Genomic DNA, 13,723 nt, shown 5'->3' on the forward strand with positions numbered 1-13,723 from the left:
CGATGACCATGTTCGCCCTGACATTTCTTGGGACATCGGCAAGCGTTCCCTCAGCGGAGCGCAACCATCCGGCGCTCCTCGTGGAAGCCGCAGGCAAGCGTGTCCTGATTGACTGCGGCGAGGGCACGCAGCGCCAGCTGCTGCGCAGCGGCGTCGGCTTTCGGCGGCTCGACCGCATCCTGCTGACGCACGCCCATCTCGATCACGTGCTCGGCATCCCCGGCCTGTTCTCGACCCTGGGCCTGCGGCAGACCTCCGACGTGATGACAATTCACGGCGGACTGGGAACGCTCGACATCATCATCCGCATGCTCGCAGGCCTATGGGGCGCGGGGAGGGCGCCGATCGCGGTCAAGTTCGCACCGCTGACCGCGGGACGGGTCATCGATGCCGATGAATTCACAATCGACTGTTTTCCGGTCCGCCATCGCGACACCGACAGTTTTGGTTTCGTCTTCCAAAGCCCCGCGCGCCGTCATCTTCGGCCTGACCGCCTCGTCGCGCTTGGTGTCCCCGACGGTCCCTTGCGCGGCGAGTTGGCCGCGGGCCGACCGATCGTGCTTGCCAACCGAACCGACGATCCGGAAGACGTCCTCAGCCCGCCGAGCGGCGGCAGGAAGCTCGTCGTGATCGGCGACACCGAGACCACCGAGGGGCTGTCGCAATACGCTGCCAATGCCGACATGTTGGTGATCGAGGCGACGTTCCTCGATCGCGACGCACCGACCGCGCGGAATTACGGCCATCTCACCGCGGCGGAGGCGGCTTCCTTTGCGGCCGCGAATAACGTCGGGCAGCTCGTGCTGACCCACATGTCTGGGCGCTACGAAGACGAGGAGATCCTGGCGGAGGCGACAAGGATCTTTCCGAACAGCCGGGTAGCCGCTGATTTCGACCGCCTCGTGATCTAGTCGCCGCGACCGCGCTCAGCTTGACAATCCCGACTTGATCGCGAGATCCTGCGCCTGGCTCGTCACCTGCACCAGCCGCGGCAGCGCCTGATCGCGAAAGGCCGACATGTCCATCCGTATCGCATCGACAGTGACGCTCAATCCGGCGATCACCAGACCCTGTGCGTCGAAGATCGGCGTTGCCAGCGTGCGCAGGCCATAGGCGTTCTCGCCGTCGGAGACGGCATGGCCCTTCTTCTTCACCTGATCGAGCCGGGCGAGCAGGGCATCGAGGTCGGTGAGCGTTCGCTCCGACAGCTTTACACGGGGGCGCAACTCAAGCCGTGAGATCTGCTCGTCGCGCGCCAGATGCGCCAGCATGACGTGGCCGAGCGCAGCGCTGTAGGCGGGGATGCGGGTGCCCGGCCGCCGATCCATCTTGTGGCGATCGAGGCCGGCACCGACGCGGGCAAGATAGACCACGTCGCCGCCGTCGAGGATGCCGAGCGAGGCCGCATCGCCGACCGCAGGCACGAGCTCGCGCAGCAGCGGCTCGACGATGGTCCGCAGCGATCCGTGCGACAGCACGGTGTAGCCGAGATCGAGGCAGGCAACGCCGAGGCGGAACCGGCGGCTCTGCGGAACCGCCTGGAGATATCCGAGTTCGACCAGGGTCTGGATCAGCCGGAACGCTGTCCCGCGATCGAGATCGGCCCGTGCGGCGATCTCACTCAGGGTGAGCTCGAAGGCCTCGCTGGTGAAACTCTTGAGCACGGCAAACGCCTTGCCAACGGAAGCGACGTAATTCTTTGGATTTGTCGGTGTGGCTTCAGGTTTACGCTTTGCGGCCTTGTTCTCAGCCTTTGCCATGCTCGAATGCCCGCCATGACAGCTGCCCTTGACGCGGCGGCAGCCTGATCTTACCAACGGGACAGATCATAACAAATGTTCGCAATCCGAACAATATCGATTTGACGATCGGAGGAAGTTTGTCGACATCATCGCTGCACCCTCATGGCGTGTTCTCCGCCGCGTTGACGCCCCTCGACGCCGAGCTCGCCCCCGATCATGCGCGCTTCGTCGCGCATTGCCGTTACCTGCTGGACGAAGGCTGCGACGGCATCGCGCTGCTGGGCACCACCGGCGAGGCGAACTCCTTTTCCGCGGCCGAGCGGATGTTCCTGCTCGAGGCGGCGGTAGCGGCGGGCATCGCGCCGCAGCGGCTTCTCCCCGGAACGGGCGTCGCCGCGCTCACCGAAACCATTGCGCTGACGCGTCACGCGCTCTCGGTCGCTGTCGACACCGTGGTGATGCTGCCGCCGTTCTACTACAAGGGCGTCAGCGACGACGGCATCTACGCGTCCTACAGCGAAGTCGTGCAGCGCATCGGCGATGCCAGGCTCAAGGTCGTGCTCTATCACATCCCGCAGATGTCGGCGCAGCCGATCTCGCACGCGCTGATCGAGCGGCTGCGCAAGGCCTATCCGGCCACCTTCACCGGCATCAAGGATTCCTCCGGCAACTTCGCCAACATGACCGCGATGGTCGAGCGCTTTCCGGGTTTCTCGGTTCTCGTCGGGGCAGATCCACTGCTCCTGCCGCTGCTGCGCAAGGGCGGGGCGGGCTGCATCACCGCGACCTCCAATCTCGTCGCGCGCGACCTTGCTTATGTCTACAAGCATTTTCGCGACAGCGACGATGATGTGGCGCTCAAGGCGGCACAGGCGCGCATCGTGAAGGCGCGCGAGCTGGTCTCGCGCTTCCCGCAGATGGCCTCGCTGAAGGCGATCGTTGCCGAGCGAACCGGACATGCCGGATGGCAGCGCCTGCGGCCGCCGTTGGAATCCCTGCCGCCGGCCCAAGTGAAAGAGCTGCTTGCGGATGCTGCGGCATTCGCTGCCGCCACCGTCTAGATACGGCCACGGACGACGAGGCGAACCCGATGTCCGATTCTTTCCAGGATGCGTTGGCCGGGCTCGCCGCGATCGTCGGCGACAAGTACGTCATCGCGTCCGGGCCGGATCAGGAGCCTTACGTGGTGGACTGGCGCGGGCGCTATCACGGTCGCGCCGTTGCTGTGGTGAAGCCCGGCTCGACCGCCGAGGTCGCCGCCGTCGTGAAATTCTGCGCCGCAAGGCGGCTGGCGATCGTGCCGCAGGGCGGCAACACCGGTATGTGCGGGGCGGCGACGCCCGACAATCGCGCGGGCAATGTCGTGATCCGGCTCGACCGCATGCGGGCCGTGCGCGACGTCAGCCCGCTCGCCAACACCATCACGGTGGAGGCCGGCTGCATCCTCGCGGAGGTGCAGAACGCTGCGCGGGACGTCGATCGCTACTTTCCCTTGAGCCTTGGCGCCGAGGGCTCCTGCCAGATCGGCGGCAACATCTCGACCAATGCCGGCGGCACCGCCGTGCTGCGCTACGGTCCGACGCGCGATCTCGTGCTCGGGCTGGAGGTCGTCTTGCCTGATGGCCGCGTCTTCAATGGCCTGCGCGCATTGCGCAAGGACAATACGGGCTATGCGCTCAAGCAGCTCTTCATCGGCGCGGAGGGCACGCTCGGCATCGTCACCGCGGCAGTGCTGAAGCTGTTCGCGCCGCCGCGCAGCTCGGCCCTGGCGCTGTTGAAGCTGCAAGGCGTCGAGCAGGCGCTCGAGGTCATGCAGCGCCTGCGCGGCGCGGTCGGCGACCGGCTCGGGAGCCTCGAGATCATGTCGCGCTCGCAGATCGAGGCGATCGCCGCGACCGTGCCGCATGTCACCATTCCGTTCGAGCTGACGGCGCCATGGTATCTGATCGTCGAGCTGACCGACACCCTCGCAAGCGTTGACCTCAACGAGCAGCTGGCCGCGGTGCTTGCTGATGCCATGGAAGCGGGCCTCGCCGAGGACGCCATATTGGCCTCCAATCTGGCGCAGGCGAAGGCGATCTGGGCTGTCCGGCATAGCGTGTCCGAGGGCAACAAGCGCAGCGGCTATGTGGTATCGCATGACAGCGTGGTGCCGCTGGAGCGCCAGGCGGCTTTCGTCAACAATGTCGAGGCGCGGATCAAGGCCGCCGTGCCGCATGCGAACGTCGTGATGCACGGCCATATCGGCGACGGCAATATCCACGTCGTGGCCCTGATCGATCGGGTGCATTGCCAAGACCCGGATGTGACGGCGGCCCTGGTGGCGCAAATCAATGAGATCGTCGATGATGAGACCGCAGCGCAGGGCGGGGCGATCAGTGCCGAGCACGGCATCGGCATCACCAATCGCAGCCGGCTCGCCCGCGTCACCGATCCACTCGACATCGCGCTCATGCGCGACATCAAGCAATTGCTCGATCCGCATGGCCTGATGAATCCCGGTAAGATCTTTTCCGCGGGAGCGAGATGACAATGACGAGCGTCCGGCTGCTTGCTGACGATCTGACCGGTGCGCTGGACACCGCGGCGGAGTTCGTCGGCCTATGCGGACCGTTCGACGTCACCTGGCCGGAAGCACCCGCGACCTTCGGCCCCGGCAGCCTCGCGATTGACAGCGGTACTCGCGAGAGATCGAAGGCCGAGAGCGTAGAGATCGTGGGACGGTTGGCGCCGCGGCTTCAGGGAGCGACGATCGCCTACAAGAAGGTCGACAGCCTCCTGCGTGGTGCCTGGGCGGCCGAGCTCGGCGCCTGTCTGCGCAGCGGTCATTGGGCTTCCTGCGTGGTCGCGCCCGCGTTCGATTATCAGGGACGCCGCACCGCAGGCGGCCAGCAATTCGCACGCACGGTGCAAGGCGAGTGGCATCGGGTCGGCGACAATTTGCTTGATCAATTGAGACAGAGCGGCATCGAAGCACGGCAGGGACAGGCTGAGACGCTGTCGCAGGGTGGTGTCCAGATATTCGATGCCGAGAGTGACATCGACCTCGATCGCGTCGTCGAGATGGCACGGCGCATGCCGGGGCCCGTGCTGTGGTGCGGAAGCGGCGGGTTGGCCGGCGCGCTTGCGCGCAGCCACCGTGCCGATGCGCCGGGCCAATTGAAGTTGCCCGTGCTGGGGCTGTTCGGCTCCGACCAGCCCGCCACCGCCTCTCAGCTGTCTGCGTGCGGCGCGGCGACGATTGCGCTTGCGGAAGACGAGGGCGCGACGCGCGTCCAGCGCAAGCTGGGCGACGACCGGGTGGCACTGGTCAAATTCGCTCTCGCTGAAGGCCTGTCACGCACTGAAGCGGCGCGGCGGATCGCGCGCGAAATGGCGTCGCTGATTGCGGCGCTCGATCCGCCCGGCACGCTGGTCGTCGCCGGCGGTGAGACCTTGAAGGCCGCATGTATTGCCCTTGGCACGCATGCGCTCCAGGTGACGGGGCGTATCGTTCCCGGATTGCCGCGCTCGATCCTGCAAGGCGGGCGCTGGTCCGGCGTCGACGTCATCTCGAAATCCGGCGCATTCGGTCCCAGCGGGCTGTGGCGCGACCTGCTCCGGGACAATCATCTGCTCAGCATGGAGAGTCCGACATGACCTCTCGTCATCTTGCCATCACCATGGGCGATCCGGCCGGGATCGGGCCGGAGATCATCGTCAAGGCCTGCGTCGGGCTGAAGGAGCGGATCGCGAAGGGCGATCTACGCCTGCTCGTCATCGGCAGCGGCGCGGCGCTGGAAGGCGCCAAGGCCGCGCTCGGCGCAGACGTTGCGATCCCGGAGGTGACGGCCGACGATCGCGAATGGCCCAATCTCTGCTACCTGCAAGCCGACGTTGAAGGCGATCCGATCAAGCCCGGCGTGCTCAGCGCCGATGGCGGTCGCTTTGCATACAAGGCGATCGAGCAGGGCGTGCGTCTGACGCAGGCCGGCCGCACCGCGGCGATCGTCACCGCACCGCTCAACAAGGAGGCCCTCAACAAGGCGGGCTATCATTTCCCTGGCCACACCGAGATGCTGGCGCATCTCACCGGCGTGCGCGGCTCGGTGATGCTGCTCGCCCACGGCAACATGCGCGTCAGCCATGTCTCGACCCATGTCGCGCTGGAGGACGTGCCGAAGCGCCTGACGCCGGAGCGGCTGCGCATGGTGATCGATCTCACCAACGATGCGTTGCGCCGGCTCGGCATTGCCAGGCCGAAGATCGCGATCGCCGCGCTCAATCCGCATGCCGGCGAGGGCGGCCTGTTCGGCCGGCAGGATATCGACGTGTCGGCGCCGACGATTGCGAAAGCGGTCGCCGATGGCCTCGACGTCGTCGGCCCGGTGCCCGGCGACACCATTTTCGTCAAGCTGCGTGCCGGCCAGTTCGATGCCGCGGTCGCGATGTATCACGATCAGGGGCACATCCCCGTAAAACTGCTCGGCTTCCAGGTCGATCCGGCGACCGGCCGCTGGCAGGAGCTCTCCGGCGTCAACATCACGCTGGGCCTGCCGATCATCCGCACTTCCGTGGATCACGGCACCGCCTTCGACATCGCCGGCAAGGGCATCGCCAACGAGCACAGCCTGATCGAGGCGATCGACTATGCCGAACGGCTGGCCGCCGGCGCATCCACAGCCAAATCATGAGATCGAACGCACGATGACCAACGCCTTCACACCTATCGAAATCCAACGTCCCAACATCCTCGAGTTCGGCAACGGGACGATCGCCGCCGCGGCGCGCTTCGCCGAGCGGATTGGCGCCAGGCGGCCGCTGGTGATCTCCGACCCGTTCAATGCGCGCCGCGTCGACACTCTGGCGCTGCCGGGTGCGGTGAAAGTGTTCGGCGACGTCAAGCCCGAGCCGGACCTGCCCAATCTCGAGAAGGCGGTGGCGATGGCGAAGGAGGTCAAGCCCGATCTCGTCGTCGGCTTCGGTGGCGGCAGTGCGATGGATCTCGCCAAGCTGGTCGCGGTGATGTGCACGAAGGAGGTAGCATTCGCCGACATCGTCGGGCCCGAGAAGGTGGCCGGACGCAACGTGGCACTGATGCAGATCCCGACCACATCGGGCACCGGCAGCGAGGCCGGCACCCGTGCGCTCGTCACCGATCCCGTCAGCCAGAACAAGCAGGCGGTGCAGAGCCGCTTCATGATGGCCGATATCGCCATCGTCGATCCTGACCTGACTTTGACCGTGCCGAAGGAAGTGACTGCGGCGACCGGCGTCGACGCCTTGGCGCATTGCGTCGAGGCCTATACCAGCCGCAAGGCGCATCCGACGATCGATCTCTATGCGCTCGAAGGCGCACGGCTGGTCGGACGCTATCTCAAGCGCGCGGTCACTGACGGCAGCGACCGCGAGGCGCGCGCCGGGCTGTCACTGGCCTCGCTCTATGGCGGCTATTGCCTCGGGCCGGTGAATACGACGGCGGGCCACGCCGTGGCCTATCCGCTCGGCACGCGCCATCACGTTGCGCACGGTCTCGCCTGCGCGGTGATCTTCCCGCACACGCTCTCTTTCAACATGCCGGCGATGGAAGAGAAGACAGTCGCCGTGCTGGGTGCACTGGGGCTGCCAGAACGCAATGATCTCGGGCTTGCATTCGATGCCAGCTATGAGTTCTGCAAGAATCTCGGCATCGAGATGCGGCTGTCCGCGCTCGGCGTGCCCAAGAACGATCTCGGCGTGATGGCCGACGAGGCGCACGCCATTCGCCGCCTGCTCGACAACAATCCGCGCGATTTGAGCCGGGATGCGATCCTCAATATGTACGAGGTCGCGTTCTAGTCGTCTCCCGCGGCCCGCGGCACCAATCAACAACACAGTGAAACAGAGGAAACTTCGATGAGATCGATGTGGCTTGTTCTTGCCTCAGTCATGCTGCTGGCGACGTCCCCGGTGAAAGCGCAGGATGGCTATCCGTCCAAGCAGGTGACGGTGATCGTTCCCTTCGCCGCCGGCGGCACGGCCGATATCTTCGCGCGCATGGTCTCGAACCATCTGCAGGCGAAATTCGGCAAGCCCTTCGTGGTCGAGAATGTCGGCGGCGCGGGCTCGATCCTCGGCGTCACGCGGCTCGCGAAGTCGGCGCCCGATGGCATCACGCTCGGCCTTGCCAGCACCTCCGCCCTCGCGATCAACCCGTCGCTCTACGGCCCGAAGCTGAGTTACCAGCCGGACAAGGATCTGGTGCCGATCGCCCAGATCAGCGTCGTGCCTAATGTGCTCGTGGTGAACCCCAACAAGATCAAGGCGCGCACCGTGCCGGAACTGATCGCCTATCTGAAGGCGAACCCCGACAAGATCTCGTTCGGCTCCGCCGGGGTCGGCACCTCGCAACATCTGGCCGGCGAGCTGTTCCAGCAGATGACCGGCACCAAAATGGTGCATGTGCCCTACAAGGGCTCGAGCCAGATGCTGACGGACCTCCTCAGCGGCCAGATCGATCTTGCTTTCGACAACGTGCCGCTGCTGCTGCCGCAGGTGAAAAACGGCCAGCTCGCGATGCTGGCGACCGCAACACCAAAGCGCGCCACCTTTGATCCGGAAATCCCGGCGGTGGCTGAATTTCTGCCGGGCTTCGAAGCGGTGGCCTGGCATGGCTTCTTCGTCCCTGCGGGCACGCCGAAGCCGATCGTCGAAAAGCTCTCGGCCGAAATCCGCGCCTTGATGCAGCAGCCGGAGACAGTGCAGAAGATGGCCGAGCTTGGTGCGACCGCGGTCGCGGTGGATTCCGAGCCGTTCTCGGCCTACATCGCTTCCGAGACGGCGCGCTGGAAGAAGGTGATCGAGGCGGCGAACATCAAGTTGGACTAGGCGCAGCGTTGCTGGTCTTTCGGCAGCCGAGACGGGCCGGATCACGAGATGGCCGCTTCTGCGCGGTCCGGCCCGAAATGCGCATTGCTAGCTCACGCCATTGGGATCATGGAATGTGCATGTGACACCGATCGGGGCGCTCGCGTTCTCCTGCCTTAGTGCCGCGCGTGACACAATGACGGTACGCTCGGGATTGGCGAAATTCTCACGCATCTCGATCATCAGTGCGTTGTCGGCGAGCGTCATCATGCGCCCTGACCCGACCGCTCCGTCCGCAGCCCGTGCCACACAGTAGCGGAAATCCACGGAACCATAATCAGGAAGCGGAAACAGGTAGCCGCTTCTCGGGTCTGTCGGCCGCTCCATCACCCATTCCACCGATGATCCCAGCGGTTCGATCTCTCCGGGCGGCTGTCGGGCGAGAAACGAGCGGAATTGGCCGGTGCTCTGGTTCTTGATGAAGTACAGAACGTCTCCGCTGACCTGCACCGCAAGACCGGCGAGGATCTCATCGCCAGTCTTGATCGGGAGGTTGTCGATCACCGTAATCGCTTGTGGCGTCGTGTCCTTCTCGTCCGAGTTGTGCCACCAATCCCACCATGCAAAGTGATTTGGCTTGCGGTTGGGCCAGTGGCCGGTGCCGATTTGAGGAAGGGACGTATTGGGCAACCTGCCGTTGCGGCCGTCGAGGCCGACCCATAACAACGATTTGGGATCGTCGGAGTGCGTGTTCAGCGCCGGCGCGGACGGCTGTTGTACGGCCGGCACCTTCCATCCGCCTGCTGCGAAAACGATCCGCTGCGGCCAGGGCGTGGAGATCAACGCCCCCGACCAATTCAGCATCGACTCGAGCGCCCCTCCGAGCGACGGGGGATCGATGGTGCTGAACGTCGGTTGTTTCGCGAAAAAGCGCGGCGAGACGAGAGCTGTCCAAAATTCGAACAGCTCCGGCTCGGTGAGAACATCCGGCCTTTGCGGAATGCCGTAGAGATCGAGCTTGTCCGGGCTTGCCTCAAGGAGGTTGAAGCCTTCCGGCACGACCTCGTACAAGCCGTAGTCGTCAGTCTTTGGCATCTTTCCCTCCCGCGAAGTCGCCGGTGTCCGCCCATTCGCGCCTGGCGTTGTCGATGAGCTTTGCAAACCTCGGCAGGTACGCTCGATCGAGGAGAATTTTGTCAGTGATCGCGGCTGCGAGTGTCACGCCCGCCACGGTGTCCGAGCGATAGTGGAGGCCGGCGATTTCGCGATTGCGCGCCACTCTGTCGGCGAGCACACCGAGCAACTTATCGATCGTGGTTGTCCCTGCGGCCGCCGGCGGGGGCACCGGAAAGCCGAGCGATGGCGGAATGACTTTCGTGAGCAGCCGCGCGAAGACGTGAGCCTGGGTAGCGTGACCGCTTGGGAAGGATGCATGCCCGCCGTGCTGGATCGGCGACATGAGGCCGGGGACGACCTGGGTCGGACGCGGACGATTGAAATGAGCCTTGTAGTGCATCGTGATCAATGCCGTGAGCGCGTCGGCAACAATCAGCATGCGCGATGTCGCCGGATGCGTCGTCGCCGTCGCGGACACCAGATGCAGGAACTTACTGATGAATTCGTCGGCCTCGGATACGATGTCGTCGAGGGCCGCGGCGCGCTCATGAACTGCCATGTTTCTCAACGCGCTGATATCGTCGTCAAGAACCCCGGCCCATGGGGTTGGTCCGGCGCCGAGCAGTGCAAATCCGCCGAGCCTGTCGAGCCAATCGGCCCGACTGGCAAGATCGGACATCACGACCCAGGCGTACCAACGGGTCGACCACAGCCTCATGCCAAAGCCGCTTGGATTGAATCTGGCGCCGGCGATATCGCGCTCGCTTATGAACGGGCGATCGACGCGATCGCTGAACATGGCGCCGCCTGATCCGCCAGCGTTGCCGCCGTAGCCTCCATACCCGCCATAGCCTCCGTAGCCGCCATATCCGCCGTAGCCGCCGTAACCGCCATATCCGCCGTATCCGCCTGCCATGTGTGCCTCCTCCGTTTAGAATTTGTCGGTGCCGCTCGTGCCGTTTCCGTGTTGAAGTGCCATTGCCAGCCGTGAGAGCGCTGCTTCGACGCGCGCCAGGGTCGGCTTCGGCCATGGCGACGTCGCGATCCACCTCAGGTCGATCTCGCCCGCCGTCATCAGTGGTTGGGCAAAATTCTGCGCATCGTCGAGGCGTCCGCTCTCGACGAGTGCGGCAACGAGGACGCGCAGGTTCACCTGATTGCTGGACAATTGCGTCGCAACCCGCGTCGCGTGTTCGATGGCAGATGTGAGATCCCGTTTGGCAAAATAGGCCTGAGCCGAGATCATCTCGGCGAACCATGCGTGCCGGTCTCTCGGGGACAGGCGCAGATTGACTGCGGCGTCGCGGAGCGCGTCTTCGTAGTTTTCGCAGCGGACATGCACGGCGGCCCGGTACGCGAATGCGAGCGCCAGGTTCGGCGTAAGCTCGATCGCGCGGTCGAGTTGCTCGAGCGCCCCGACATGGTCGTGCTTGCACTGCGACAGCGTGTAACCGCCGACGGCGTTGGCGAGCGGATCTGCCGAGTTGCGCTCCAGCGCTCTTTCGGCGAGTGCACGCGCGGTATCGCGCTCGTTCAATGCATTCGCAGACCACCCGCGCGCCACGCGCTGCATGTGCCAGATGGCGCTGTAGGACAAGGGAGGTGCCCAGCTCGGGCTGAGGACATGCGCCCGCTCGAAATTGGTTCGGGCCGTCACGAACGTCGTGTAATCCGGACTGAACATCTGATCGTAACCGACCAACGCCAGTTGATAGGCGTCGAGATCGTCTGGTCTCTTCTGCATAGCGCGATGGAGCTCCCGGTCGCGGACTTGGGGCGCCAGCGAGCGTATGACCTCGACGGCGATGCGATCCTGCAAGTCGAAGACATCGGCTGCAGTCCCGCTGAGACGATCGACGCGGACGACTTCGACCGTTTCGGCGGCAACGAGCTCGGTCGAGATCCGGATCTGATCGCCGGCGCGCTGAATGCTTCCATGAAGCAGATATTGCGCATTGAGATCGCGGCCGATTGCGCGCAGATCCGGCGTCTGCGATGCTGGGATCATCGTGGAGCCGCGGGAGATGACGAACAGCTCTTTCAAACTCGACAGAGCCTGGACGACGCTGTCGACGACGCCGATCGTGAATTGAGGCTCCAGAGTGGGCGAGAGCGCGCGAAAGGGAAGGACGGCGACCGACGGTCGGCTGACGACGGATCCGGTCAGGGCGACAGCGGGTGCCGCTACGGAAGGCGGAGCCGGCCGCACGACGGTTTCGGGCTGCTGCTGCCGCAGGCCGGCAATCAGGTCCTGCGTCAGTTTGTGCGGCTCGATGTCGTAAGCATCTTCGAGCTGGCGCCAGAGGCGCGCATAGATCGCAAGTGCCGCGCCAATGCTCCCGGCCGCGAGATGGCTCTTGATGAGAACACGAATGGCCCGCTCGTCCTCGGAATCCAGCCGGTGGATCGCCTTCGCTGCAGCTTCCGCGGTTGCCGTGACGACTGGGTCAGTCTCGCTGGGCAGCAGCCTCGTCAGCGCGTCAATCAGCCGTTCGTGGATCAGAGGTCGCGTCTCTGCGAGCCATTCCGAGAATGCCGGATCGACGCTTTCCAGGTCGTCGAGGATATCGTCGGTCAGGCGTTCGCGCGTGAGCAGGAGTGGATGGACGATGCCGCGCTCGGCATCCGAGATGATCTCGACCAGATCGCAGCTCACCCGTTCGATCTCGAGTGCCACGTGGATCTGGTCTGCATGGAAGTGCGGGCAGCCGAGCGCCTTTAGCTCGCGCTGAATCTGGCTTAACGATTGGCGTAGCGAACCCTTTGCGAGCGGGTCTTCCTTCTCGCTCCAGAGCAGCCCGACCAACTTGCTCCTGGGCAACTGGCGTGCGGAAGAGAGCATCATATAGCCGAGAAGCGCTTGCGCCTTTCGGCCGAGCCCGACCTCTTGCCCATCCACGGACGCCGAAAATGCTCCGATGATTTTAAGTGTCAGGTGGCGGGGCTCGTCTGCGCCAACCGCCTTGTTGTTGACTCCCGACATCTCGTCCCATCCCCCGTCGATGGTGTCGACGACAGTGTAGGAGGGCAGGTTCCGGGTGGCCAGACTTGGCAGAATGCAAACGATCGGTTCGCGCGGTCTGCGAAGCCAATGACAGGTGAGCTCAGGAATGCAGCCCGCCGGATCTGAAGCAATTCGGGAATGGTACATCTCGGCTCGTCAGATGGTCAAGGGTTGCGGAATGATCGAAATGCGACTTGCGTGCGGAATGAAAATGCGACTGCGTGCGGAATGAAATGGCTCATCACTTCGAGCCGACGGGCGTGAAATCAGCGTGAATCGGCGGATCTTCGGCGGCATGCGGGGCATTCGCTGCGTCGTCGACAACTCACGCGCGAGCTCGACCTGACTTGTTCGCCTTGTCCGACGTAGCGTGCGCGGCGCCGCAGAGGCGGGCAGGACCCGACGCGCCTCCGGGCCAGGATCGTGTGGCGGCAAGTCCCGTGTGGTCGCGGCAGCGTGTTGGCGCGAACCGGATTCACGGCCCATTCACGATCTGCTTCGCATCGTCGGCCTATGTTTTGTTCACGACCGAAGGGTCGCGCAACTTGGCAAGGGAGAGGCGTATCATGACTGTCCTGCTGAGAAACACCTTCAAAGCCTGGATCGATCGCGCGCCCGGCGCGCCGCCCAAGCTGATCATGACCGGTGACGTGCGGGTGCCGACCAACGGCTGGCAGGCCCGGCTGACAAAGCGCTCGCCGCAGGGGATCAATCCGAAGATCCTGATCCTCGACGTGAATGCACAGGAGCCGAGCGGCGAGGCCCCGCAGAAGATCACGACGATCCCGCTTCGCTACGAGGAAAGCCCACCGCAGGACGAATACGGCCAGGTGATGATTGCGAACGGCAAGGGCGAGATCGTCGTCCACATCGGTCGCACGCATTGAGGGGTGCTCTGGCCGGAATGGTCATGTCCGATCCGGCCATTCCGGGCAGGCCCAGTGCACCGCCTGAGGTCCCCGAGATCAGCTTCCAAGCGCGGTGTTGCCAACGGCGCTCCCCGCTTAGAACTATGCGATGTGGAAAGTGGGGCGCC

The 13,723-nt window shown here is 64.5% G+C and carries 12 protein-coding genes; 8 read left to right on the plus strand and 4 right to left on the minus strand.

Translation table 11 applies throughout. The annotated features are described in order from the left end of the window. Positions 1–8: 8 nt before the first annotated feature. Positions 9–911 (plus strand): ribonuclease Z, encoded by a 903-nt coding sequence (rnz, locus tag YU9_RS0104780; protein WP_027571740.1) that lies wholly within the window; start codon positions 9–11, stop codon positions 909–911. Between the two features lie 15 nt (positions 912–926). Here the strand turns inward: rnz and YU9_RS0104785 are convergent, their stop codons facing one another. After that, complete coding sequence (locus YU9_RS0104785; RefSeq protein WP_027571741.1) at positions 927–1,760, minus strand: IclR family transcriptional regulator; 834 nt, start codon at positions 1,758–1,760, stop codon at positions 927–929. A gap of 119 nt (positions 1,761–1,879) precedes the next feature. Here YU9_RS0104785 and YU9_RS0104790 point away from each other — a divergent pair, with 119 nt between their 5' ends. Genes YU9_RS0104790 through YU9_RS0104815 form a run of 6 tightly spaced genes read left to right on the plus strand, consistent with a single transcriptional unit; the run spans position 1,880 to position 8,588 of the window. Then, on the plus strand, positions 1,880–2,803 hold the full coding sequence (locus YU9_RS0104790) for a dihydrodipicolinate synthase family protein (protein ID WP_027571742.1): 924 nt from the start codon (positions 1,880–1,882) through the stop codon (positions 2,801–2,803). A gap of 29 nt (positions 2,804–2,832) precedes the next feature. Continuing rightward, positions 2,833–4,272, plus strand: a complete 1,440-nt coding sequence (locus YU9_RS0104795; RefSeq protein ID WP_027571743.1) for an FAD-binding oxidoreductase — start codon at positions 2,833–2,835, stop codon at positions 4,270–4,272. 2 nt (positions 4,273–4,274) lie between these two features. Then, on the plus strand, positions 4,275–5,381 hold the full coding sequence (locus YU9_RS0104800; RefSeq protein WP_027571744.1) for a four-carbon acid sugar kinase family protein: 1,107 nt from the start codon (positions 4,275–4,277) through the stop codon (positions 5,379–5,381). Beyond that, positions 5,378–6,415 carry a 4-hydroxythreonine-4-phosphate dehydrogenase PdxA gene (gene pdxA / locus YU9_RS0104805; protein WP_027571745.1) on the plus strand — a complete coding sequence of 346 codons (1,038 nt, stop codon included), beginning with the start codon at positions 5,378–5,380 and terminating at the stop codon, positions 6,413–6,415. The genes YU9_RS0104800 and pdxA overlap by 4 nt, the downstream gene beginning before the upstream one ends. A gap of 13 nt (positions 6,416–6,428) precedes the next feature. Further along, on the plus strand, positions 6,429–7,559 hold the full coding sequence (locus tag YU9_RS0104810; protein ID WP_027571746.1) for an iron-containing alcohol dehydrogenase: 1,131 nt from the start codon (positions 6,429–6,431) through the stop codon (positions 7,557–7,559). Positions 7,560–7,616: 57 nt separating this feature from the next. Continuing rightward, on the plus strand, positions 7,617–8,588 hold the full coding sequence (locus tag YU9_RS0104815) for a tripartite tricarboxylate transporter substrate binding protein (RefSeq protein ID WP_027571747.1): 972 nt from the start codon (positions 7,617–7,619) through the stop codon (positions 8,586–8,588). Positions 8,589–8,675: 87 nt separating this feature from the next. Here YU9_RS0104815 and YU9_RS0104820 read toward each other — a convergent pair whose 3' ends face one another. From YU9_RS0104820 to YU9_RS0104830, 3 genes are read right to left on the minus strand one after another with little or no spacing between them, the layout of a single operon-like run. Further along, positions 8,676–9,662: a G1 family glutamic endopeptidase gene (locus YU9_RS0104820; RefSeq protein WP_027571748.1), complete on the minus strand. Its 987-nt coding sequence runs from the start codon at positions 9,660–9,662 to the stop codon at positions 8,676–8,678. Continuing rightward, positions 9,649–10,599 (minus strand): phosphatase PAP2 family protein, encoded by a 951-nt coding sequence (locus tag YU9_RS47450; protein ID WP_027571749.1) that lies wholly within the window; start codon positions 10,597–10,599, stop codon positions 9,649–9,651. The genes YU9_RS0104820 and YU9_RS47450 overlap by 14 nt, the downstream gene beginning before the upstream one ends. Before the next feature lie 15 nt (positions 10,600–10,614). Then, on the minus strand, positions 10,615–12,489 hold the full coding sequence (locus YU9_RS0104830; RefSeq protein ID WP_198028209.1) for a BTAD domain-containing putative transcriptional regulator: 1,875 nt from the start codon (positions 12,487–12,489) through the stop codon (positions 10,615–10,617). A gap of 764 nt (positions 12,490–13,253) precedes the next feature. Here YU9_RS0104830 and YU9_RS40995 point away from each other — a divergent pair. Then, a complete protein-coding gene (locus tag YU9_RS40995; RefSeq protein WP_027571751.1) occupies positions 13,254–13,574 on the plus strand; it encodes a hypothetical protein in 321 nt (106 codons plus the stop codon). Positions 13,575–13,723: the final 149 nt, after the last annotated feature.

Origin of the sequence: Bradyrhizobium sp. WSM1743 (assembly GCF_000473065.1) — a bacterium.
Classification (GTDB): Bacteria; Pseudomonadota; Alphaproteobacteria; order Rhizobiales; family Xanthobacteraceae; genus Bradyrhizobium.

Coding starts and splice junctions, on each gene's coding strand:
- rnz (WP_027571740.1), top strand. CDS start 9: ATGTTCGCCCTGACATTTCTTGGGACATCGGCAAGCGTTCCCTCAGCG.
- YU9_RS0104785 (WP_027571741.1), bottom strand. CDS start 1,760: ATGGCAAAGGCTGAGAACAAGGCCGCAAAGCGTAAACCTGAAGCCACA.
- YU9_RS0104795 (WP_027571743.1), top strand. CDS start 2,833: ATGTCCGATTCTTTCCAGGATGCGTTGGCCGGGCTCGCCGCGATCGTC.
- YU9_RS0104800 (WP_027571744.1), top strand. CDS start 4,275: ATGACGAGCGTCCGGCTGCTTGCTGACGATCTGACCGGTGCGCTGGAC.
- pdxA (WP_027571745.1), top strand. CDS start 5,378: ATGACCTCTCGTCATCTTGCCATCACCATGGGCGATCCGGCCGGGATC.
- YU9_RS0104810 (WP_027571746.1), top strand. CDS start 6,429: ATGACCAACGCCTTCACACCTATCGAAATCCAACGTCCCAACATCCTC.
- YU9_RS0104815 (WP_027571747.1), top strand. CDS start 7,617: ATGAGATCGATGTGGCTTGTTCTTGCCTCAGTCATGCTGCTGGCGACG.
- YU9_RS0104820 (WP_027571748.1), bottom strand. CDS start 9,662: ATGCCAAAGACTGACGACTACGGCTTGTACGAGGTCGTGCCGGAAGGC.
- YU9_RS47450 (WP_027571749.1), bottom strand. CDS start 10,599: ATGGCAGGCGGATACGGCGGATATGGCGGTTACGGCGGCTACGGCGGA.
- YU9_RS40995 (WP_027571751.1), top strand. CDS start 13,254: ATGACTGTCCTGCTGAGAAACACCTTCAAAGCCTGGATCGATCGCGCG.